Source organism: Mesorhizobium sp. M4B.F.Ca.ET.214.01.1.1, assembly GCF_004791545.1.
Taxonomy (GTDB): Bacteria; Pseudomonadota; Alphaproteobacteria; order Rhizobiales; family Rhizobiaceae; genus Mesorhizobium; species Mesorhizobium abyssinicae.
In genome coordinates this window covers 400,479-421,829 of the sequence record NZ_SRUX01000002.1, presented here as the reverse complement: position 1 = coordinate 421,829, position 21,351 = coordinate 400,479, and the positions used below count along the sequence as shown (strand labels likewise).

Here is a 21,351-nt window from a genome sequence, read left to right as displayed (position 1 = left end):
TTTGGACAGTCAGGTCTGCGGTTCCTCGAAGCGCACCAGCACGGTGCCGTCGCTGACCTGCGCGCCTTCTGCCACGATTTCGGCGACCACCCCGTCATGCGGGGCGGCGATCGTATGCTCCATCTTCATCGCCTCGAGGATCAGCAGCGGCTGGCCCTTGACGACGGCATCGCCCGACCCCGCGCGCACCAGCTTGACCAGGCCGGGCATCGGCGCGCGCAGGCTCCCGGATGCCGCGGCGGCTTCGTCGGCCTTCGCCAGCGGGTCGGGAACCGCGAAATTGTAGCCGGCCGCACCTTCGAACACGGTGACGTGGCCCGGCCAGCGGGCGAGGCGAGGCGTGGTCCTGAGGTCGTGGGAATTGACCTCTTCGTACGGCGCTTCCAGCGCCACCTGGAAGCGGCCGTCCGGCCGCATCGAGATGCGCGCCAGTATGGCTTCTTCGCCGTAGCGCAGCCTGGTGCGTCGCTCCACCGTGTGGAAATGCGCATAGCCGGCAAGCGCCGACCAGGGGTCGCTGGTCGGCTCTTGCGCGCCGGCGCCCGATGCCGCGAGCGCCGCGGCGGCAATGATCTCGCCATTCGGCGGGGCGATCGCCACCAGTTCGTCCTGATGCCGGCCGATCAGCCCGGTGTCGACGTCGCCGGCCGCGAAATCGGCATCGGCGGCGAGCGCGGCGAGAAAGGCGGTGTTGACCGTCGAGCCGGCCACTTCCGTCTCAGCCAGCGCCTTGCGCAGCGCCGCAAGCGCGGCGGCCCGGTCCTTGCCGTGCACCACCAGCTTGGCGATCATCGGATCGTAGAAGGGCGAGATCGCATCGCCGGCGCGCACGCCCGTCTCGATGCGCATGGCGGCATGCGCCGGCGCCGCATCCGGGAATTTCAGATGATGCAGCGTGCCCGTCGCCGGCAGGAATCCCCTGGTGGCGTCCTCGGCATAGATACGCGCCTCGAAGGCGTGGCCGGCAAGCTGGATCTCGGCTTGCGCGCTCGGCAGCTTCTCGCCGGACGCGACCCGTAGCTGCCATTCGACCAGATCGATGCCGGTGACCATTTCGGTGACGGGGTGCTCGACCTGCAGGCGGGTGTTCATCTCCATGAACCAGAAGCGGTCGGCCTTCAGCCCCTGCGAGGCGTCGACGATGAACTCGATCGTGCCGGCGCCTGAATAGCTGATGGCCTTGGCAGCCTTCACCGCGGCCTCGGTCATCGCCTTGCGCAGCGCCGGCGTCATGCCGGGAGCGGGCGCTTCCTCGATCACCTTCTGGTGGCGGCGCTGCGCCGAGCAGTCGCGCTCGAAAAGATGCACGGCATTGCCGAAATTGTCGCCGAACACCTGCACTTCGATATGGCGCGGCTTGTCGACATATTTTTCCACCAGCACGCGATCGTCGCCGAAGGCCGCTTTGGCCTCGCGCCGGGCGCCGGACAGCGCCTCGGAGAAATCGTCCGGGTGGTCGACGCGCCGCATGCCCTTGCCGCCGCCGCCGGCGCGCGCCTTGATCAGCACCGGATAGCCGATCTCGCGCGCCTTGGAGGCGAGGAGCACGATCTCCTGCGCCTCGCCGTGATAGCCGGGCACCACAGGAACGCCCGCCGTCTCCATCAGGCGCTTGGCCGCGTCCTTCAATCCCATGGCGCGGATCGAGGCCGCCGACGGGCCGATGAAGACCAGCCCTGCCGCCGTCACCTGGTCGACGAAATCCGGGTTCTCCGACAGGAAGCCGTAGCCCGGATGGATCGCCTCCGCGCCGGTGGCAAGCGCCGCCGCGACTATTCTGTCGCCGCGCAAATAGCTTTCTCCGACAGGCGAGGGGCCGATGTGGACTGCCTCGTCCGCCATCTCGACATGCCAGGCCCTCGCATCCGCATCGGAATAGACAGCGACGGTGCGCACGCCCAACCTTCGTGCCGTGCGGATGACGCGGCAGGCGATCTCGCCGCGATTGGCGATCAGGATCTTGCCGAACATGGAGCCTCCCGGTTTTGCCTCGGTCGGCGCCAGTCGGGCGAGCTTCGGCCTATTTCGACGCCGCGATTTCGCAGCCGCCGCTCGCGGTCCTGACTTTCCACCTCTTCAGGCCCGCCTGGCAGGATCGTAGCGCCCGCTCTTCCGCGGCCTTTTGCGACGGCGCGTTCAGCCCCGAGCCGCAGATGATGTAGAGGTCGACGACGCGCGAATAGAAGGTCGTTGCATAGGCCGAATGGCCGCCGGCCGCCACATAGTCGTGGTAGGTTTTGGTGCACTCGTCCTTCGGATTCCCAGGTAAATACGGAGAGAACCGCTTGTCGCCCACCTTGCCGGCAAGCGACTCCGCCGCGCCCGCGCCGGGCAAGGCGAATATAAGCAATCCCGCAAGTATCGAAGAAGCTATACGCCGAAAATAGTTCAGTTTCATTTTCACCCCATGCCCACTGCAAATTGCGCGGTGAGCAGTAGCGTGTATTCTCCGGGGCGACCAGCCCGGTATCGAAAAATCCTATTTGAGTTCGAAAATTATATGATTGGTCCATGAAGTTCAGACTCCACCGACCGCAGCAACGGCCTCTCGGTATAGTTCCGCTGTTTGCTCGTCGAAGCAACAGAAGATGACGGCTTCCGGTATCGCGTTCCGGCTGAGGAAATCGCTCACGCTGCCGACAGCAATCCCCGTCGCCTTGTCCTTCGGATAGCCGTAGATGCCGGTTGAGATCGCCGGAAAGGCAAGCGTGCCGCAATCATGGGCGCTGGCAATCTCCAGCGAGCGCCGGTAGCAGGAGGCGAGCAGTTCGGCCTCGCCCTTGCCACCGCCCTGCCAGACCGGCCCGACGGTGTGAATGACGTAGCGCGCCGGCAGCCGGTAGCCCTTGGTCAGCTTTGCATCGCCGGTCTTGCAGCCGTTGAGCGTGCGGCACTCCGCCAGGAGTTCAGGCCCCGCCGCGCGATGGATGGCGCCGTCGACCCCGCCGCCGCCGAGCAGCGACGAATTGGCGGCGTTGACGATGGCGTCGACCGCGAGCCTGGTGATGTCGCCGGTATGGATGCGGAGCCTGTCGCCGGGAGCGCTCATCTCACATCCTGAACACGCCGAAGCGCGTCTCCTCGATGTCGGCATTGAGCGCGGCCGACAGGCTGAGCGCCAGGACCTCGCGCGTCCTCGCCGGGTCGATGATGCCGTCGTCCCACAGCCTCGCCGAGGAATAGAGCGGATGACCCTCATGCTCGTATTTCATCAGGATGGGCTTCCTGAATTTCGCTTCCTCTTCGGCGCTCCACTCGCCGCCCTTGCGCTCGATACCCTCGCGCTTGACCATGGCAAGCACCGTCGCCGCCTGCTCGCCGCCCATCACCGAGATGCGCGCATTCGGCCACATCCACAGGAAACGCGGCGAGTAGGCCCGCCCGCACATGCCGTAATTGCCGGCGCCGAACGAACCGCCGATGATCATCGTCACCTTCGGCACCCTGGCGGTGGCGACCGCCATCACCAGCTTGGCGCCGTCCTTGGCGATGCCGCCGGCCTCGTATTTCCTGCCGACCATGAAGCCGGTGATGTTCTGCAGGAAGACCAGCGGAATGCCGCGCTGGCAGCAGAGCTCGATGAAATGCGCGCCCTTCAGCGCGCTCTCCGAAAACAACACGCCATTGTTGGCGATGATACCGACCGGCATGCCGTGCAGATGGGCAAAGCCGGTAACCAAGGTGGTGCCATAATTCTGCTTGAACTCGTCGAACTCCGAGCCGTCGACGGTGCGCGCGATCACCTCGCGCACGTCATAGGGCTGGCGCAGGTCCGTCGGCACGATGCCGTAGAGCTCATGCGGATCGTGAAGCGGCGGAATCGGTTTCTGTAAGTTCAGGCTTACCGCCTTGTTCCGATTGAGGTTCTTCACAATGCGCCGGCAAATGGCCAGCGCGTGTTCGTCGTCCATTGCGTAGTGGTCGGCGACGCCGGAAAGCCTTGTGTGGACATCGGCGCCGCCGAGCTCCTCGGCGCTGACATCCTCGCCTGTCGCCGCCTTCACCAGCGGCGGGCCGCCGAGGAAGATGGTCGCCTGGTTGCGCACCATGATCGTCTCGTCCGACATTGCCGGCACATAGGCGCCGCCCGCAGTGCAGGAGCCCATGACGCAGGCGATCTGCGGGATGCCCGCCGCCGACATGTTGGCCTGGTTGTAGAAGATGCGGCCGAAATGCTCGCGGTCGGGAAACACCTCGTCCTGGTTGGGCAGATTGGCGCCGCCGCTATCGACCAGATAAACGCAAGGCAGGTTGTTCTGCAGCGCGATCTCCTGCGCGCGCAGGTGCTTCTTCACCGTCAGCGGATAGTAGGTGCCACCCTTCACCGTGGCGTCGTTGACGACGACCATCACCTCCGTGCCCTCGACGCGGCCGATGCCGGCGATGAGGCCGGCGGCCGGAATGTCCTCGCCATACATCGACCATGCCGCGAACTGGCCGATCTCGAGGAAGGGCGAGCCGATGTCGAGCAACTGCGCCAGGCGCTGGCGCGGCAACAGCTTGCCGCGCCCGAGATGGCGCTCGCGCGCCTCGTGCGAGCCGCCGCGTTCGATGCTTGCAGCCTTCTCGGAAATGTCGGCGACCAGCGCCCGCATGCGCTCGGCATTGGCGCGGAAGGTGTCGGAGACGGGGGAGATCTGGGATTGCAATGTGGCCACGTTGTTCCTCACACCTCTTGATGCCGCGACGGAACCAGTGTAACAGCCCGCGCCCGGATGCCTCGCGCCAAGCATGGCATCCTTTTTTGTAGTGACACCCTCAGGAGGCGACGATGAAAGGCATGGATATGCGTTTCACCAGATGTCTCCCTTCGGCCATGGCCTGACGCCGCCGAAGGGCGGCTTTCCACGTCCCGAATTTGAGCAAGAGGAACACGGCGCCCGCAAGCGCTGTGGGTGTCACAATGTATTTGCGGTTTGTAACGCCGCTGATCCATCCGAAGAGCCGGGTGGAGACCGGCTTTTTCCATGCGTCCTGGTATCTGTACCGGAACGGCTGCCCGGACTGGATCCATGACGAACTGGAGGATCAGTTCGGCTGGTTCAATCGGCATTTGCCCATTCCTGGCAGGGTTGGCCGGCATTTCAAGCGCCGGAATTCGATCTGGGGCGTCTGCTGGTTCCATCCGGACGCCAGGGAGGCGATCAGCCGCGCGCGTTATTGCGCCTGGCTGATCGAGGAGGGCGGCTTGCCAGTGCGGTCGATAACGTCGGCGCGCCAGCGCGAGATTCTGTGGCGCGATGCGCATCAGATCGTCGCCAAGCCGACCGACGACCTGCCCAAGGCCTTCGGCTGAGATGGCGAAGGGGACCATCACACCCCCTCCGCCATGATCTCGCGCCCGATCAGCCAGCGGCGGATTTCGCTGGTGCCGGCGCCGATCTCGTAGAGCTTGGCGTCGCGCAGGAGCCTGCCGGTCGGATAATCGTTGATGTAGCCATTGCCGCCGAGCAGCTGGATCGCATCGAGGGCCATCTGCGTTGCCTTCTCGGCGGCGAACAAAACGCAGCCGGCGGCGTCCTTGCGCGTGGTCTCGCCGCGGTCGCAGGCTGCGGCCACCGCATAGACATAGGCGCGCGCGGCGTTCATCGTCGCGTACATGTCGGCGAGCTTGCCCTGCACCAGCTGGAAGGTGCCGATCGGCTGACCGAACTGCTTGCGTTCGTGCACATAAGGCACCGCCACGTCGAGGCAGGCCGCCATCAGCCCGATCGGCCCGCCGGCCAGCACCGCGCGCTCGTAGTCGAGGCCCGACATCAGAACCTCGACGCCGCGTCCTTCCTCATGCAGCACGTTCTCGAACGGCACCTCGACATTCTCGAACACCAGTTCGCCGGTGTTGGAGCCGCGCATGCCGAGCTTGTCGAGCTTCTGCGCAACCGAGAAACCGGCGAAATCCTTTTCGATGATGAAGGCGGTGATGCCGCGCGAATGGCGATCCGGATCGGTCTTGGCATATACCACCAGCGTCTCTGCGTCGGGCCCGTTGGTGATCCACATCTTGGAGCCGTTGAGCACATAGCGATCGTTGCGCTTTTCGGCGCGCAGCCGGAGCGACACCACGTCCGATCCGGCACCCGATTCCGACATCGCCAGCGCGCCGACCTTCTCGCCCGAGCAGAGGGCAGGGAGGTATTTCTCCTTCTGCGCCGGCGTTGCCCAACGATTGATCTGGTTGACGCAGAGATTGGAATGCGCCCCATAGGACAAGCCGACCGAGGCCGAGGCGCGCGAAATCTCCTCCACCGCCACGACATGGGCGAGATAGCCCATGCCAGTGCCGCCGAAATCCGGATCGGCGGTGATGCCGAGGAGGCCGAGCGCGCCAAGCTCGGCCCACAGATGCGCCGGGAATTCGTTGGCGCGGTCGATCTCGGCCGCGATCGGCGCGATCTTCTCCTGCGCGAAGCGCCGCACAAGGTCGCGCAGCGCCTCGATGTCCTGATCGAGCCCGAAGCTCAGCGTGTTCGTGTACATGCCGTTCCTCCCTGCGCATGCCCCGATCCTCGCGGGGGATCATGCGTGAAACTCAGAGCGCCACGACGTCCCTGGCGCGCCCGGAGGGACGCGCGGTGCCTTGGCTGATTGTCGCGCCGACCAGGCGCATTGTCATCGAAAGATATGATGTGGTGACTTCGGCGATCGACAGCCGCTCGCCCGGCCGGAACCAGACGATGACGCCGGTCATCATCTGGATCAGCGCCATGGCGGTGAGCCCGATGTCGTCGATCGCAAAGACGCCGTCCTCGGCGCCGTCGCGCAGGATGGCGCGGAGTTCCTTCTCATAGGCCGTGCGCTGCTTGAGGATCAGCGTCAGCCTGTCATGCGAAAGGCTGCGCAGCTCCATGTTGGAGACATGCGTGGCGGAGCGGCACGCGATGTGGAAGGCGATGTGGTTCTCGACATAGGCGGCAAGCCGGGCGACCGGGTCGGCGCCGGCTGGGCGCGCCGCGTCCCAGGCGTGTAGCAGCCCTTCCATGTGTTCGCGCATCAGCGTGAACAGCAGGTCTTCCTTGGTCGGGAAGTAGCGATAGAGCGCGGCGGCCTGCACGCCGACTTCCGCAGCCAGCAGTCGCATCGACATCGCCTCGTAGCCGAGGCGCGCGATCAGGCCGACCGCCGCTTCGCGGACGGCAGCCTCGGTCTTTTCGCCATCGGAACCCGTCGTGCGCGCCATTCCGCTTCCCTTTTTGCGTCAATAATAAAACGAACGTTCAATTAATTCAAGGGAGAAGGAAAGGGCGCCTCGAACAGTGCGGTAAAAGGCAGGATCGACCGCAACAGCGGCGAGGTCGATCGGGCCGGAGCCGCAGTCGCCGCGGAAGGCGCGGCTCGCCTGGTCGGTCAAAGGCTTCAGCAGGTAGGAGAGAACCGTGCGCTCGCCTGTCCTCAGAAAAACCTCGGCCGGCATGCCGGGTTTCAGCTCGAGCTGTCCGGCTTGTTTCAGACTGCTCTGTGTCAGCGCGATACGCACGGCGTAATAGGCCACGCCAGCCTTCTGGTCTTCGATAAGGTCGGGCGAAATCCGGTCCACCTGGCCCTCGACCTCCGGCGTGGTCTGCTGGCTGAACGCCGAGAGGCGAAGCGCGGCCGGCTGCCCGACGCGGACCTGGTCGATGTCCTGCGGAGCGACACGCGCCTCGACCACCAGGGCGTCGGCGGTCGGCACGATCTGCATGATCGCCTCGCCGGGCGCGATGACCCCGCCGATCGTGTGTACCGCCAATTGGTGCACGCGCCCCGACTGCGGCGCGCGGATGTCGATCTGCTTCAGCGCTAAAGGAAACAAATCAGAACATACACACATATGTCGTGCGCCGCATTGTTGGGCAGTCCTCGTGAGGATGTCGAGCCTGGGTTCGAGGCCGCTGCCGAGCTTGCTGCAGCATTCGGTCAGGTGACGATTCGGAAGTCGCCTGGCGCGTCGTCGCCGGCGCTTTCCGCGATCTCGACCTTCGCGACCGAGGCCCCGCGCGGCCCTTGCCAAAGCCGCTCGATCATGGCCGTGACCGCGCCATCGGCGCCGGCGATCAGCGCCGTCACCGAGCCGTCGCGTTCGTTGCGCACCCAGCCGGTCAGGCCGAGACGCATCGCCTCGCCGCGCGTCCAGACACGATAGCTGACGCCCTGCACCTTGCCGGAAATGCGTGCCCGCACGGCGCGCTGCCTGCCCTGCATCCTACCAACCTTCCGCCTTCGCCTTGCAGAATCTGGGCATGTGGCCGGCCAAAGGCAACCCGGTATCGACGCGGTCGAGCCGCCGAGCGGCTGCTGCTAGTTACCCCGGGCGGCCGCGAGCGCGCCCGGCAATTCTTCGGCGAAGATGTCGAGCTCGTGGTCGAGGCCAACGCTGACCCTTATGCAGCGGTCTAGCCCGGGCGCCATCGGCTTGCGGATGAACACGTCGCGCGACAGGAGGCCCTGCAGCACCTTCAGGGCGAAGGCGCCGTCGCTGCCGCAGTCGATGGTGACGAAGTTGGTCGCCGAAGGCAGCGGCTTCAGCCCGTTCGCCTCGGCGATTGCGGCGATGCGCCGGCGGCCGGCGGCGACGCGCGTCACCACGCTTTCCAGAAAGGCCTGGTCGGCCAGAGCCTCGACGCCGGCGATCTGCGCCATGCGGCTGACGCCGTAATGGTTGCGGATCTTCTCGAAATCACGGATCACCTGGGGCTCGGCGACCGCGTAACCGCAGCGTATGCCGGCCAGCCCATAGGCCTTGGAGAAGGTGCGCATGCGGACGACGTTGGGCCGGGACACGTCGATCGGCGGCAGCGCCGAGGCAGGCCCGAGCTCGCCATAGGCTTCGTCCAGCACCAGCATGGTGGTTTCCGGCAGCGCCTCGATGAAGCGGATGATCTCGGCGGCCTCCCACCAGCTGCCCATCGGATTGTCGGGATTGGAGAGATAGACCAGCGGCGCCTTTTCGCGGACCACCGCCGCGAGCAGATCGTCCAGGCTTTCCCGGTCGTTCTCGTAGGGCACCGCGACCAGCCTTCCGCCGACGCCGGCGACATGGAAGTTGAAGGTCGGATAGGCGCCGAGCGAGGTCACCACCGCGTCGCCAGGCGCCACATACATGCGCGCCACCAGGCTGAGCAGCCCGTCTATGCCTTCGCCGACAACCACATTCTCGGCGCCGACGCCGAGATGGGCGGCCGCGGCCTGCTTGAGGTCGAAATTGTCGGGGTCGCAATACATCCACTGGTCGCGCGCGACGCTTTCCATGCGGGCGATGACGCGCGGAGAGGGCCCGAAGCTGCTCTCATTGGCGCCGATACGGGCGCGGAACGGACGGCCGCGGTCACGCTCCTGCGCCTCCGGGCCGACAAACGGCACCGTCGAGGGAAGCGCGGCGATAAGCGGCGTAAGGGGAGGGCGCAGGCGCATGGCAAGAGGCTCGTCGAGAAAAGGGGCCTTCTTGCTAGCGTGGACGGGTAGGCCGCGCAAGTTGCCGGCAGGGGGAAATGGCGGCGCTAGCTTGTGGATGAGGGGAGCAGCACGCCTCTGGCTGGAAATGTCCAGTGCTCAGCTCCCACCGCGAGTTCCTTCTCTAGTCTAATGCTGGATTTCGCAGGTCGATTTTGCTAGCGAGGCAAGATGAATAATCGGCTGCCTCCCGCCTGGTCCAAGCATCTCAAGGGCCTGTCCACGCCACCGGCCAAACAGCCGCAGCCAAAGCCGCCGCAGGCAAGGCCGTTGCAGCCAACGCCGTCGCGTGCGCAGGCCGACGACCTGATGCTGCGACAGGCGCTCGAACTGCAAAAGGCTGAGCGGCTGGCGGAGGCCGAGGAGCTCTGTCATCGCGTCCTGGCGCGCACGCGCAACCATCCGCTTGCGCTGTACATTCTCGGCACGCTCGGGCTTGGCGTCGATGATGAGTTGGCCATCAAGTTTTTGGCGCGTGCAGCGGCACGGGAACCGAGGAACCCTTATTATCGGCTTAGTCTTGGAGAAGCCTATCTGAAAGTTAATGATCACCCGTTGGCGATTCAGCACTTGCAGCGCGCCTGTGAACTGAAACCGGATCTGGTTGAGGCGCTTTGCCGGCTGGGCGAGGCATACGGCAGGTTTGACAAGGCTGAAATGGCTTTGCCTCTCTATGAAAAAGCGCTGAAGATCGATCGCAATCATCCGCTCGCCGGTTTGGGCCTTGCGAGTGCACTCATAGGCCTCGGACGGATGGACGAGGCAACAACCTATTTGAACGAAGCCATTGCCGGGCGCGTGAATGTGTCTGCAGGCTACATTGCCTTTGCAAACACTCGAAAATTTTCTGCCGAGACTCCCGAACTCGGCCAAATCCTGAATGAACTCGGCGACAGCGCGATTTCCTCGGGTGAGTCGAGTCTGCTTCACCTGGCGGCGGGGAAGATCCTGAACGACCTGGGGCGTTATGACCAGGCGATGGATCATTTCTTGAAGGGCAAGGCGCTCAAGGCCCGTGAGTTCGACATTGATTTCTATCGCAAGCGGGTTGATTCGCTCATCGGCGTGTTCGATGCGCAGCTGTTGGCAGACAAAGCAGCTTATGGAAATCCGTCCGAGGTGCCCGTCTTCATCTTGGGTATGCCGCGCTCGGGTACAACTTTGACTGAGCAAATCTGCTCGAGCCACCCGGAAGTTCACGGGGCCGGAGAGCTTACGAAACTGGGGCGAATGGCGGCCTCTATCGGCTTAAGTCTCAGGTCGGGGGAGTCTTTCGGCCAGTGGGTAAGGTCGATGACGATCCCGCAATCTCAAGCGCTGGCAGAAGAATATCTGTCCTACCTGCGTCATTATTCGGCAAACGCTCCGTACATTGTCGACAAGCTGCCCCACAATTTCGAGCTGGTCGGGCTGATTGCGATTCTGTTTCCAAATGCTCGGATTATTCACTGCAGGCGTGACGCAATCGACAATTGTCTTTCTTGCTTCTTTTCAAACCTTCAGGAAGGCCATAATTTCAGTTGCGATCTGGAAACCCTGGGTCTGTACTACCGCGAGTATGATCGCCTTATGCGCCATTGGAACACGGTTCTGCCCGGGCGAATTTTTGAGAACGGCTATGAAGATCTCATTTCGGATCAGGAGAGGCAATCGCGCCGTCTTATAGACCATCTTGGCCTGCCTTGGAATGATGCCTGCCTTCGCTTTTTCGACAAGGCGGGCTCGGTCAGGACAATCAGTCGCTGGCAAGTTCGCCAGCCGATCTACAAGTCGTCAGTCAAGCACTGGAAGAACTATGAAGGCAGAATCCAGCCATTGATTGAAGCCTTGGGAGATCTGGCTGAACTTTAAGAAACATTCGCGGTCAACGCGCAGCCACCATGACCTCCTGGAGCGGAGCGAATGCGAAGCGGGCGCCGCGGTTCAGAACCTGGTGCCCCGCCGTCGAGTTTCACCCTCTCTGGCCTGCCAACCACCTCACCCGGCAAGGGCGAGATCGGTAGCCGTCTGCCTCGGCACGCCTTCTTCGAAGCCGAAGACTGGCAAAGGCACTTCGCGACATCCAATCTAACCTTGCGGGGCCTTGCGGGGAACATGGCCGGCAAGAGGCGCGGGCGCTGTCCTCTGGCGCCGCGAACCCAGTTCCGCGGTGGCACTTAGAGGCCACCCTCGGATTCCGCGCGCGCTTCGCTCCTCGCGGATAGCACGACCTTGATAGTCGGATCTCCTAATTCAAAAAACCCGGCGGTTGCCCGCCGGGTTCTAATTTCAGTCAGGCCGTGCCTGTTAGAACGAGCGCTGGAAGCGGAGGAGACCGCCAACGTAAGGGGAGGGCGCAGGCGCATGGCAGAGGCTCGTTAAGAAAAAGGGCCTTCTTGCCAGCGTGCCGGATTGACCGGTGCAAGCTGCGCGACGGGACGGGGCGCGGTTCCAGAAAGAGTCTGGCGCGCTGTCGCCCGAAGACGAAAAAACCCGGCGGTTGCCCGCCGGGTTCGATTTCGGTCAGACGCTGCTGATTAGAACGAGCGCTGGAAGCGGAGCATACCGCCGATGGCGTCTTCTTGCCGGGCATCGGTCCAATCGGAGACGGTATCCTCGCCAACGTTGATGTAGTCGACCTCGGCCGTGACGGTGAAGCCGGGAACGACGTCGTAGGCGATATTCGCCGCAACGCCGAAGTTCTTGCCTTCGTCATAGGAGAGCTGAGCGTTGAACGAGGTCTTCTCGTTGAACTTGTAGGTGCCGCCGCCCCACACAGCCCAGTTGCCGCTCCACTGCTTGTAGAAGCCGCGGCCGCCAGCGTCGATCGCATTGCCGGCGTCATCGTTGAGGTTGTCGTCGGTGCCGTAGCCGCCCATGACCCACAGCGAGATCGCGTCGGTGGCGTTGACGTCCAAGCGGACCTTGCCGGCCACTTCCTCGTAGTTGCTGTCATAGGAGACGACGCCGGCGATGGCGCCCCAGCCCTGCGTGTACTTCAGACCGCCGACGACATGCGGAACGTAGCTGTCGATCGTGCCGACGACGCCCGAGCCTTCTTCGAGCGAGAGGACGGCGGAGAAGCCGTTGCCAGCGTCGAAGTAGTACTGGATGACGTTGGTGTCGAAACCGCCGTACGGAACCAGCGTATCGTTGATGACGTTGCCGGCGTAGCCGATGAACGTGTTGAAGGCCGATTCGTCCTTACCGACGCGCAGGCCACCGAGCTGGATCCAGGCGAAGTTCAGCGAGATGCCTTTGCCGCCGGCGGGATTGCTATCGGTTTCATCGATGGTCGTGGTGGCCGGATCATCAGGGGTGGCGTGCCGATTGTTGTTGCCGAAGTTGAAGCGGGTCTCGGTGTAGGTCTTCAAGGTGCCGAGCTCGGTTTCCTGGCCGGTCCAGGTCTTCAGCGTGAAGCGGGCATTCTTGTACCAGGTATCCTGCACGTCACCATCCTGGTGGTCGACGGACTCAGCGCCTGTGAACGCGCCGACGTCGCCGAAGCCGATGTCGTAGCGGACATAGCCGCCGATGCGCAGGCAGGTTTCGGTGCCGGGGATGTAGAAGTAGCCCGAGCCGTACACGTCGCAGATCTTGACGTATTCAGCCGGTTCCGGCTCGGCGACGACGACGGCGTCGGCGGCGCGCGCACCGGAAACTGCGATCAGGGCCGCAGCTGAGCCGAGAAGAAGGCTCTTGATGTTCATTTTCTGACCTCCAGTCAAAAGTTAAAAAACGGGTCTGGGTATTCTTTGCTGAAGGACAGCGTTCCCTGCCCCATCCCCACTAACCGAAAAAGATGCGCACCGCGCCGCTCCTTCAAATTCGACTTTACCCATGAGGCGGCGGGGTTCAACCACGATCGTGCCGACGGACGGGCTGTCCGGACGCTATCCCCGAGCGTTGTTGCACAAATGACACGATTTGGCCTCACTCAGAAAGCTCTCGTTAACTATCGAGGCGCTCGCACCCCTTGCAAACGGCCCGAATCCGGCGCCGTGCAGACCGAATTGCGGCGCACATGCCCGAGTCGCCAGCCAGGGAATTGCCGCAGAATCGCCGCATGGCGAGGCGGCATCACTGCCAGGAACCGATTTTTCCGCGATAATGACGCCGGCTTGTTGATTGTGCCGAAGCTTTTCTTTATCCAGCGGCGCAACGGAGAGGTGGCCGAGTGGTCGAAGGCGCTCCCCTGCTAAGGGAGTAGAGGTCAAAAGCTTCTCGTGGGTTCGAATCCCATCCTCTCCGCCATCCTGTTTCGCGCCGCGCAGCTGCGCAGGACCAACTCCGCGAATCCCTCATAAAGCAGAATCGACGATGCCCGTTTGCGATTCGCCTTCGCATGTGATGACTACGACGACAGCGGAGTCGACCTCCTGCGGCTGATGCAGAATCTCGTAATGTCCTTTTAAAGCATAGCAATATCAATGTGTTAATGTCGAAATGCTTGCGCCCGGTTCCGCCAGCTCGTTCGATTCTGACTGGAGGTCAGAAAATGAACATCAAGAGCCTTCTTCTCGGCTCAGCTGCGGCCCTGATCGCAGTTTCCGGTGCGCGCGCCGCCGACGCCGTTGTCGTCGCCGAGCCGGAACCGGCTGAATACGTCAAGATCTGCGACGTGTACGGCTCGGGCTACTTCTACATCCCCGGTACCGAAACCTGCCTGCGCATCGGCGGCTTTGTCCGTTACGACATCGGCGTGGGTGATCGCGAAGGTGTGCAGAATGTTCCGGATCACCTGGATCCGACCGATCGCAACGACACCTACTACAAGAATGCCCGCTTCACGCTGAAGACCTGGACCAACCAGGAAACCGAGCTCGGCACCTTGAAGACCTTCACCGAGACCCGCTTCAACTTCGGCAACGGCTCGGGCGACTATGATGACCAGGCGGCCCCGTTCCCCGCCGGCTACGATCCGGCCGGCTGGCAGGCGCACAACAAGACGCCCTCGCTGAACTTCGCCTGGATCCAGCTCGGTGGCCTGCGCGTCGGTAAGGACGAATCGGCCTTCAACACGTTCAACGGCTATGCCGGCAACGTCATCGACGATACCCTCGTCCCCTACGGCTCGTTCGACACCAACGTCGTCCAGTACTACTTCGACGCCGGCAACGGCTTCTCGGCCGTGGTCTCGCTCGAAGAGGGCGCTGGCGCCGACACGATCGACAGCTACGTTCCGCATGTCGTCGGCGGCGTGAAGTACACGCAGGGCTGGGGTTCCATCAGCGGCGTCGTTGGTTACGACAGCAACTACGAATCCTGGGCTGGCAAGGCTCGCTTGGACGTCACCGTCAACGACGCAATCTCGGCGTTCGTGATGGCCGGCTACGGAAGCGACTCCGACGTTACCGATCCGAACACCGGCCACAGCTTCTTCAAGCTTTGGGACGGCAGCTGGGCGGTCTGGGGCGGCGCCAGCTACAAGTTCAACGAGAAGGCCTCGTTCAACGTGCAGGCGTCGTATGACGATGGCAAGACCTTCGGTCTCGCTGCCAACGTCGCTTACGATGTGGTTCCCGGCTTCACTGTCACGGCCGAAGTTGACTACTTCAACAAGGCCGACAGCGACTGGCACGGCAGCAGCGACGGCGTCGGCGGTATCCTCCGCTTCCAGCGCTCGTTCTAAGGGCTGGTTGTCCACAGGTAAAATCCAGCCCGGGCGCTTCAACGCCCGGGCTGTTTTGTTTTCGTGACGGGCAGGGTGAACAGAAGGAAGAGGGGGTTCGATAGCTGAACGGAAGTCTGCGGAACGGTTTCGTGGGACCCGCCCTCTGGCGGGTGAAATCGGATTTGTCAGACTTAACTCTTGAAAGGACGCTTCCAAGCGGATAGGTGTCGCCTTTCCACTCGGGGGTGTGGTCAAAAAAATGACGAACGAAGCGATTCAAGAGGGGGTGCCCTCTGACCATTTCGCGATCTTTTCTTCTCAAACTGCAAAAATAAAATACAGCTATAACAAGATAAGAGAAGTAAAGTCGTACCGGGTCGGAGAGCTGTTTTCAGCATATCGGGATATACTCTGGGATGATGGGCGACATAAATACAATGTCAGCTCTTTCATCGGCGAAATCGATGAGATTCTCCTCGGGGAGCGTTTCAGCGCTTTTGACCAAAGCACCCTGGACAACCTTATCGGAACCCTGCGCCAGCGCGGCAACAGCAACGCAACCATCAATCGCAAGATGGCTGCTCTCAGCAAACTGCTGCGCAAGGCTCACAAGATGGGGGATATTCACAGCCTGCCCGAGTTCCGCCGCCAGAAGGAGCGGGCGGGACGGATTCGTTTCCTCGAAAAGGACGAAGAGGCGAGGCTGTTCGCCGCAATCAGGAGCCGCAGCGAGGACGCTTACCGGCTCTCCGTCTTCCTTGTCGATACCGGCTGCCGCTTGGGCGAGGCGCTCGGCCTGATCTGGAACGACATCCAGGAGCACCGCGTCTCCTTCTGGATCACCAAGTCCGGCCGCAGCCGTACCATTCCGATGACCGCCCGCGTCAAGGAAGTGATCAAGCTGCCGGTCACCGAGGGACGCCGTCCCAAGGGCCCCTTCACCAGATTCAGCCAGGCGCAATTCCGCGCCATCTGGAACGAGGCGAAGGCCGAGGTCGGCCTTGCTGCCGACGAGCAAGTGGTGCCGCATATTTTGCGCCACACCTGCGCCTCTCGACTCGTCCAGGGCGGCATCGACATCAGGCGCGTGCAGATGTGGCTCGGCCACCAGACGCTGTCGATGACCATGCGCTACGCGCATCTAGCCACCAACGACCTCGACGGCTGCGTCTTCGTGCTGGAAACGCCGCGCTGCGACGGGGCGACGAAGGGCGCGGAAAACTCCATGTTTTCCTCGCCCGTGACCACGCCCACATCCTCAAAGCCGGCGCGCAAGCCGAAGAGCGAAGCGGCCGCCGTGAAGGTCTCCAGGAAAAGCTTCAGGGCCAACTAGCTTGAGTCCTTCTCCCCGTTCACGGGGAGAAGGTGCCGAAGGCGGATGAGGGCGGCGCCGATGGTCAGAATCGGTCGCCGCCATTTTCCGGAAGCGATTGTCTTTTTAAGCGTTTCTATACTGCAAAAATAGCTCGGTAGCCGATTTTGAGCTTGGGATTACTTCTTTTGAATTTCCGCCCGATCCAGGAACGCGGCGATGGCGATAGGCAAGGTGCCCGTTTCGAGGAACGGCGCATGACCCTGGCCCTCGACCGTGATTGCTTCCATGCCGGGATGTCGTTCTCGCATCTCCTCAAGCGTTGCTGATGACAGCAGCTTGGAGTTTGCGCCGCGTATGGCAAGCAGCGGCACGGCGGCCAGCGCCTCGAATTGCGGCCACAGATCGGGCAGCGGCTTGCCGAAGTCGAGACCGGCCAGCATGTCGACCAGCCTTGGGTCGAAATCCGGCATCAGCCCCACGTCGGTCTCGCGAAAGAGCGCCGACACCATCCGTTCCCAGTCCGCTTCGGCGAGCGCCGGAAAGTCACCGCCGTGCACCTCGCGCTGCGCGTTGAGCGCCTCGGCGAATGTCTTCGGCTTCGGCGCGCCATCGAGATAGGAACGGATATGGGCGAGGCCTTGCGTCTCGATCACCGGGCCGATGTCGTTGAGCACCACGGCCTTCAGCACGGCCGGCGCGATCGCACCGAGCACATGGATGATCAGCCCGCCGCGCGACGTGCCGATGAAGCCCGCTTCCTCGATGCCGAGCGCGGCCAGCCCGGCCAGGATATCGCCGGCTTCGATGCCCACATTGTAGTGGCCGATGTCGGGGTCATAGGCCGATTGCCCGCGCCCGCGATAGTCGAAGGCCACGACCTTGCGCCCGGCCCGTCTCGACAGGTGGAGCGCCAACTCGTGGAAGTCGCGCGCGTTGCGGGTGAGGCCGGGCAGGCAGACGACCGGCCAACGACCCGAATTGACTTCGCCATAGATGCGGGCGTGAAGCCGGAGCCCATCCGGCGCGTCATAGAAAAAGTCGGAGAAAGCTTCGCCTGGCATGCGGACACGTCCCTCGCCATTGCCGATTCGTGCGCGAGTGCTACAGGCGAGGGCAGGGGCGGTCAAATGGCTGAGGGAAGGAAGGGCTCAACTGCGCCCGTTCACCAGGTCTCCGACGATGTCGTACTTGCCGGAAATACGCATCTTGTAGACCTCGTAATTCTCCATCACGCGCTGCACGTAGCTTCTTGTTTCAGTGTAGGGAATACGCTCGATCCAGTCGACGACGGCGTCCACGTCCTTGCCGCGCGGGTCGCCATATTTGGCCACCCACTGGGCAGCGCGGTTGGGGCCGGCATTGTAGCCGGCGAAGGTCAGCACATAGGATCCGCTGAAACGGTCGAGCTGCTCGCCGAGGAAGGCAGCGCCAAGCGTCGCATTGTAGCCGGCATCGCTGGTCAGGCGCGTCTGCGAGAACGTCAGTCCGGCCTTCTTCGCCAATTGCCTGGCGGTGCCCGGCATCAATTGCAGCAGTCCGCGCGCACCGGCGCTGGAGACCGCGCCGATATTGAATTCGCTCTCCTGGCGGGCAATCGCATAGGCCAGCGCCTTGCCGGAGCCGGAAATATCGGCAGTGTCGGGGATGACGCCCAGCGGGTGCGACAGCGCGCCGACGTCGATGCCGCGCTGGGCGGCGATCTTGCCGACCTTCAGTGCCATGAAATGGTTGCCCTGCTTTTCGGCGAGCACTGCGAGCAGCGCGAGTTCGCCGGGGCTGGTCAACTGCCCGGCGAGATCGCGGTAAAGCGTCTCGGCATAGCGGTCATAGCCGGCCTCCTGCAGACGCTTGATGGCGCTGACGGCCTCGCGGCCGGCAAAATTCTGTCGGTCGGCGGCACTTGGCTGCGGATAGGCGATGTTGAGGGTCCTCAAGCCCACGCGCTCGCCGGCGAGCTGGCCGTAGAATGTGGTGCCATAGGCAGCCGCGCGGGTGAAATACGTCTTCGCGTCGCCGGGCCCGCCCACTTCGGCCGTGCGGCCAAGCCAATAATACGCGCGCGACAGCGACATCGGTCCCTGCGCGAGGTCGGCGATGCGAGTGAAATGGGCGGCGGCGGTGGCCGGATCGTTGAGGCCGCGCAACGCGTACCAGCCGGCATGGAACTCGGCCTCGGCGGCGCTGGCCGGGCTTTCGGCAGCGTGCATGGAGACGATCTTGTAGGCGGTCTTCATGTCGCCCTGGTCGACCAACTCGCGCGACAGCACCCGGCGCTCCACCCACCAGGCGTCGGGATCGACCAGCGACTCGCGGTCGGTCGGCGCCTTCATCACGATCGCGGCCGCGTCGGCGAACTTCTGCTGCTTGCGCAGATATTCGGCCTCGGCAAAGAAATAGCCGGCCGAGCGCTGCGCGGCCGGCACGGCGTTGAGCAGTTTGGCCGTGTTCCTGTCGCCGCGGCCGGCGGCCGCCCAGGCCTCGGCGAGCGGCTCGGCGCCGGCAAGCGCGGCGACGCGCAGCGCCGAACTCACCCGGTCGGCATAGAACATGCGCTCCATGCGGAAGCGATGATCGGCGGCGGGGATAAGCGCGCCGAACTCCTTGATGATGGTCGCCTCGTCCCTGGCTTCCAGCCTTTCCGTGCGCCAGAACGGCGACAGCACCGAGCGCGCTGCATTGAGGTTGCCCAGCGCGACATAGGATCGGGCAAGGATGATCACGCCTTCGGGGGTCAACGGCTGGCTGCCCTTGAACGCCTTCACCACGACTTGCGGGGAGGGATTCTCGCGATAGAGCGCGCGTTCGCTGTTCTTGCGCAGCGCGATCGTGCCCGGCCAGTTCGGCAGCATCTGCGCGGCGTCGGCGATATCGCCGCTTGGCACCCGGTCGCCGCCATAGAGCGCGATCGCCCAGGCCAGGATGTGGCGGTCGAGCGAATTGGCCGGCAAGACCTCGCGCACCGGGCGCGCGCCGGCAACGTCGTTGGCCGCCAGCCTGTCGAGACCGCCCTTCAAAATCGCGACGTCGGCGAAAGGCGATGTCGGCGCGTCCGGGCGGCCCTGATAGGCCAAGGGCGCTACCGGGAGGGCCGACGTCACCGCAACGTCGACGCCGCCGCCGATCGCCGCGGCCGGCATCAGCGCAAGCGTCGCGCCAAGAAACGCGAAAAGACGGGGCCGCCGGCCTGACATGGGGTTCGTCATTTCCTGTTCGAGCACATTACCAGCAGGCCAAGACGCATCGAAGCCTAAACATAGGTCGTGAAGAGCCCGTAAACAAAAGGTTATCGAGGTCGTTCGATTTGCGCTTGCTGGCACCATGGCAATGCTTGCCGGTGAACCATGTCGAGACTATGGTGCGCGGCTTCGCTTTCGGCTAGAAGGCGCGCACGATAGACCGACCGACAAAACACCAATGCATGCCGCCCCAAAGTGGATACCGGTTTTGGGGCAACGACATGCATAACCAACGAAGTCCCAAGGAGTTGGACGACATGCTGAGAGGCTCGCTTACCGCGCTCGTTACACCGTTCGAAAAGAGCGGGCGTTTCGACGAGAAAGCCTTTCGCGCCTTCATCGAATGGCAGCTCGCCGAAGGCACCACGGGCCTCGTCCCGGTCGGCACCACCGGCGAGTCGCCGACGCTGTCGCATGACGAGCACCGCCAGGTGGTCAAGGTCTGCATCGAGGTCGCCAAGGGCCGCGCTCCGGTCGTCGCCGGCGCCGGCTCCAACAACACCGAGGAAGCTGTAGGCCTGGTGCAATTTGCCGAGCAGGCCGGCGCCGATGCCGCGCTGGTCGTCACGCCCTATTACAACAAGCCGACGCAGCGCGGCCTCTATGAGCACTTCGCCGCTGTCGCCCGCGCGACCAAGCTGCCGATCATCATCTACAACATCCCGCCGCGCTCGGTGATCGACATGACGCCGGAGACGATGGGGCGGCTGGCGCACGACTTCAAGAACATCGTCGGCGTCAAGGATGCCACCGGCAAGGTCGAGCGCGTCTCCGAGCAGCGCGCCACCTGCGGCAAGGATTTCGTCCAGCTCTCGGGCGAGGACGCCTCGGCGCTGGGCTTCAACGCCCATGGCGGCGTCGGCTGCATCTCGGTGACGTCGAACGTCGCGCCGCGGCTCTGCGCCGAATTCCAGGAAGCGACGCTTTCCGGCGACAGCGCCAAGGCCCTCGACCTGCAGGATCGGCTCCTGCCGCTGCACAAGGCGATCTTCATCGAGCCCGGCCTGTGCGGCGCCAAATACGCGCTGTCGAAGCTGGGCAAGGTCGAGAACGTCGTGCGCTCGCCGCTGGTCACGATCGAGGCCTCGACGGCCGAGAAGATCGACCAGGCGATGAAGCATGCCGGCTTGATAAACTAACGAGCCCGTTTGGAAACTCCACTCCTGCGGCCATCTGAAGGCGCCACCTGCGCTTCCGGTGCTCACGTACTATATGTACGCTCCGCTCCGGTTCTCGGTGACACCGTCATCTGACTCGCAGGAGCGGGTTTCGAAACGGACCTGGACGTCATGAATCAAGTCAAAAAAGCCGATCCCAACAACAGGACCGTTGCGGAGAACCGCAAGGCACGGTTCTCCTACGAGGTGCTCGACACGCTCGAGGCCGGCCTCGTGCTGACCGGCACCGAGGTCAAATCGCTGCGCCAGGGCCAGGCCAACATCCAGGAATCCTATGCCTCTGCCGAGGGCGGCGAGATCTGGCTGATCAATTCCTATCTGCCGGAATATCTGCAGGCCAATCGCTTCAACCACGAGCCGCGCCGGCGCCGCAAGCTTCTGCTCTCCAAGCGCGAGATGGCGAAGCTGTCGCAGAGCGTCGATCGCGAAGGCATGACGCTGGTGCCGCTCAAGATCTATTTCAACGATCGCGGCCGCGCCAAGCTGCTGCTTGCGATCGCCCGTGGCAAGAAGCTGCACGACAAGCGAGAGACGGAAAAGCAGCGCGACTGGTCGCGCGAGAAGGGCCGCCTTCTCAAGCAACGCGGCTGAAAAATCTCCGGC

General features: G+C 63.5%; 17 protein-coding genes, 1 tRNA gene and 1 pseudogene. 7 read left to right on the top strand and 12 right to left on the bottom strand.

Annotation, left to right across the window (positions count from 1 at the left end; translation table 11 throughout):
* Positions 1 to 9 precede the first annotated feature (9 nt).
* The 4 genes from EN857_RS05365 to EN857_RS05350 form a co-directional block, all read right to left on the bottom strand.
* A complete protein-coding gene (locus EN857_RS05365) occupies positions 10 to 1,971 on the bottom strand; it encodes an acetyl/propionyl/methylcrotonyl-CoA carboxylase subunit alpha (RefSeq protein ID WP_128274579.1) in 1,962 nt (653 codons plus the stop codon).
* Between the two features lie 49 nt (positions 1,972 to 2,020).
* Positions 2,021 to 2,398 carry a hypothetical protein gene (locus tag EN857_RS05360; RefSeq protein ID WP_127394394.1) on the bottom strand — a complete coding sequence of 126 codons (378 nt, stop codon included), beginning with the start codon at positions 2,396 to 2,398 and terminating at the stop codon, positions 2,021 to 2,023.
* 120 nt (positions 2,399 to 2,518) lie between these two features.
* Positions 2,519 to 3,049, bottom strand: coding sequence for an O-acetyl-ADP-ribose deacetylase (locus tag EN857_RS05355; protein ID WP_135858075.1), 531 nt, complete (start codon positions 3,047 to 3,049; stop codon positions 2,519 to 2,521).
* Position 3,050: 1 nt separating this feature from the next.
* Positions 3,051 to 4,658 carry a carboxyl transferase domain-containing protein gene (locus EN857_RS05350; protein WP_127394007.1) on the bottom strand — a complete coding sequence of 536 codons (1,608 nt, stop codon included), beginning with the start codon at positions 4,656 to 4,658 and terminating at the stop codon, positions 3,051 to 3,053.
* A gap of 245 nt (positions 4,659 to 4,903) precedes the next feature.
* On the opposite strand from EN857_RS05350, the gene EN857_RS05345 reads away from it, so the two are divergent.
* A complete protein-coding gene (locus EN857_RS05345; RefSeq protein ID WP_127394008.1) occupies positions 4,904 to 5,296 on the top strand; it encodes a hypothetical protein in 393 nt (130 codons plus the stop codon).
* 17 nt (positions 5,297 to 5,313) lie between these two features.
* Here EN857_RS05345 and EN857_RS05340 read toward each other — a convergent pair whose 3' ends face one another.
* From EN857_RS05340 to EN857_RS05320, 5 genes and pseudogenes are all read right to left on the bottom strand, one after another.
* On the bottom strand, positions 5,314 to 6,477 hold the full coding sequence (locus EN857_RS05340) for an isovaleryl-CoA dehydrogenase (RefSeq protein WP_127394009.1): 1,164 nt from the start codon (positions 6,475 to 6,477) through the stop codon (positions 5,314 to 5,316).
* A 52-nt stretch (positions 6,478 to 6,529) separates the two neighbouring features.
* Positions 6,530 to 7,177: a TetR/AcrR family transcriptional regulator gene (locus EN857_RS05335; protein WP_135858073.1), complete on the bottom strand. Its 648-nt coding sequence runs from the start codon at positions 7,175 to 7,177 to the stop codon at positions 6,530 to 6,532.
* Positions 7,178 to 7,318: 141 nt separating this feature from the next.
* A pseudogene (locus EN857_RS05330) lies at positions 7,319 to 7,774 on the bottom strand (HlyD family efflux transporter periplasmic adaptor subunit); the annotation flags it as partial.
* A gap of 119 nt (positions 7,775 to 7,893) precedes the next feature.
* The gene (locus tag EN857_RS05325) at positions 7,894 to 8,178 is read right to left on the bottom strand and encodes an acylphosphatase (protein WP_127283025.1); all 285 of its coding nucleotides are present in this window, start codon (positions 8,176 to 8,178) and stop codon (positions 7,894 to 7,896) included.
* 96 nt (positions 8,179 to 8,274) lie between these two features.
* Positions 8,275 to 9,387 (bottom strand): pyridoxal phosphate-dependent aminotransferase, encoded by a 1,113-nt coding sequence (locus EN857_RS05320; RefSeq protein WP_127283026.1) that lies wholly within the window; start codon positions 9,385 to 9,387, stop codon positions 8,275 to 8,277.
* A gap of 210 nt (positions 9,388 to 9,597) precedes the next feature.
* Between EN857_RS05320 and EN857_RS05315 the strand changes: the two genes are divergently transcribed.
* Entirely contained in the window at positions 9,598 to 11,277 is a 1,680-nt protein-coding gene (locus EN857_RS05315) for a sulfotransferase (protein ID WP_127283027.1), read from the top strand.
* A gap of 665 nt (positions 11,278 to 11,942) precedes the next feature.
* Here the strand turns inward: EN857_RS05315 and EN857_RS05310 are convergent.
* Positions 11,943 to 13,115: a porin gene (locus tag EN857_RS05310; protein WP_127283028.1), complete on the bottom strand. Its 1,173-nt coding sequence runs from the start codon at positions 13,113 to 13,115 to the stop codon at positions 11,943 to 11,945.
* Between the two features lie 453 nt (positions 13,116 to 13,568).
* On the opposite strand from EN857_RS05310, the gene EN857_RS05305 reads away from it, so the two are divergent.
* The 3 genes from EN857_RS05305 (at position 13,569) to EN857_RS05295 (ending at position 16,352) form a co-directional block, all read left to right on the top strand.
* Positions 13,569 to 13,659 (top strand) — tRNA-Ser (locus tag EN857_RS05305).
* 244 nt (positions 13,660 to 13,903) lie between these two features.
* Complete coding sequence (locus EN857_RS05300) at positions 13,904 to 15,037, top strand: porin (protein ID WP_127392509.1); 1,134 nt, start codon at positions 13,904 to 13,906, stop codon at positions 15,035 to 15,037.
* 241 nt (positions 15,038 to 15,278) lie between these two features.
* Entirely contained in the window at positions 15,279 to 16,352 is a 1,074-nt protein-coding gene (locus EN857_RS05295) for a site-specific integrase (RefSeq protein ID WP_127283030.1), read from the top strand.
* A gap of 158 nt (positions 16,353 to 16,510) precedes the next feature.
* Here the strand turns inward: EN857_RS05295 and EN857_RS05290 are convergent, their stop codons facing one another.
* Together EN857_RS05290 and EN857_RS05285 are read right to left on the bottom strand one after the other, a co-directional pair.
* Positions 16,511 to 17,395, bottom strand: a complete 885-nt coding sequence (locus tag EN857_RS05290; RefSeq protein WP_127392508.1) for an alpha/beta hydrolase — start codon at positions 17,393 to 17,395, stop codon at positions 16,511 to 16,513.
* Positions 17,396 to 17,482: 87 nt separating this feature from the next.
* Positions 17,483 to 19,525 carry a lytic transglycosylase domain-containing protein gene (locus EN857_RS05285; RefSeq protein ID WP_128346273.1) on the bottom strand — a complete coding sequence of 681 codons (2,043 nt, stop codon included), beginning with the start codon at positions 19,523 to 19,525 and terminating at the stop codon, positions 17,483 to 17,485.
* Between the two features lie 302 nt (positions 19,526 to 19,827).
* Here EN857_RS05285 and dapA point away from each other — a divergent pair, with 302 nt between their 5' ends.
* On the top strand, positions 19,828 to 20,709 hold the full coding sequence (dapA, locus tag EN857_RS05280) for a 4-hydroxy-tetrahydrodipicolinate synthase (protein ID WP_127283033.1): 882 nt from the start codon (positions 19,828 to 19,830) through the stop codon (positions 20,707 to 20,709).
* Between the two features lie 150 nt (positions 20,710 to 20,859).
* Positions 20,860 to 21,339: an SsrA-binding protein SmpB gene (smpB, locus tag EN857_RS05275; RefSeq protein ID WP_127283034.1), complete on the top strand. Its 480-nt coding sequence runs from the start codon at positions 20,860 to 20,862 to the stop codon at positions 21,337 to 21,339.
* The last annotated feature ends 12 nt before the right edge of the window (positions 21,340 to 21,351 follow it).

What these genes read in the sequence shown, in the direction of transcription:
- EN857_RS05365 (WP_128274579.1), bottom strand. Translation starts at nt 1,971, where the DNA reads ATGTTCGGCAAGATCCTGATCGCCAATCGCGGCGAGATCGCCTGCCGC.
- EN857_RS05360 (WP_127394394.1), bottom strand. Translation starts at nt 2,398, where the DNA reads ATGAAACTGAACTATTTTCGGCGTATAGCTTCTTCGATACTTGCGGGA.
- EN857_RS05355 (WP_135858075.1), bottom strand. Translation starts at nt 3,049, where the DNA reads ATGAGCGCTCCCGGCGACAGGCTCCGCATCCATACCGGCGACATCACC.
- EN857_RS05345 (WP_127394008.1), top strand. Translation starts at nt 4,904, where the DNA reads ATGTATTTGCGGTTTGTAACGCCGCTGATCCATCCGAAGAGCCGGGTG.
- EN857_RS05340 (WP_127394009.1), bottom strand. Translation starts at nt 6,477, where the DNA reads ATGTACACGAACACGCTGAGCTTCGGGCTCGATCAGGACATCGAGGCG.
- EN857_RS05335 (WP_135858073.1), bottom strand. Translation starts at nt 7,177, where the DNA reads ATGGCGCGCACGACGGGTTCCGATGGCGAAAAGACCGAGGCTGCCGTC.
- EN857_RS05325 (WP_127283025.1), bottom strand. Translation starts at nt 8,178, where the DNA reads ATGCAGGGCAGGCAGCGCGCCGTGCGGGCACGCATTTCCGGCAAGGTG.
- EN857_RS05320 (WP_127283026.1), bottom strand. Translation starts at nt 9,387, where the DNA reads ATGCGCCTGCGCCCTCCCCTTACGCCGCTTATCGCCGCGCTTCCCTCG.
- EN857_RS05315 (WP_127283027.1), top strand. Translation starts at nt 9,598, where the DNA reads ATGAATAATCGGCTGCCTCCCGCCTGGTCCAAGCATCTCAAGGGCCTG.
- EN857_RS05310 (WP_127283028.1), bottom strand. Translation starts at nt 13,115, where the DNA reads ATGAACATCAAGAGCCTTCTTCTCGGCTCAGCTGCGGCCCTGATCGCA.
- EN857_RS05300 (WP_127392509.1), top strand. Translation starts at nt 13,904, where the DNA reads ATGAACATCAAGAGCCTTCTTCTCGGCTCAGCTGCGGCCCTGATCGCA.
- EN857_RS05295 (WP_127283030.1), top strand. Translation starts at nt 15,279, where the DNA reads ATGACGAACGAAGCGATTCAAGAGGGGGTGCCCTCTGACCATTTCGCG.
- EN857_RS05290 (WP_127392508.1), bottom strand. Translation starts at nt 17,395, where the DNA reads ATGCCAGGCGAAGCTTTCTCCGACTTTTTCTATGACGCGCCGGATGGG.
- EN857_RS05285 (WP_128346273.1), bottom strand. Translation starts at nt 19,525, where the DNA reads ATGTCAGGCCGGCGGCCCCGTCTTTTCGCGTTTCTTGGCGCGACGCTT.
- dapA (WP_127283033.1), top strand. Translation starts at nt 19,828, where the DNA reads ATGCTGAGAGGCTCGCTTACCGCGCTCGTTACACCGTTCGAAAAGAGC.
- smpB (WP_127283034.1), top strand. Translation starts at nt 20,860, where the DNA reads ATGAATCAAGTCAAAAAAGCCGATCCCAACAACAGGACCGTTGCGGAG.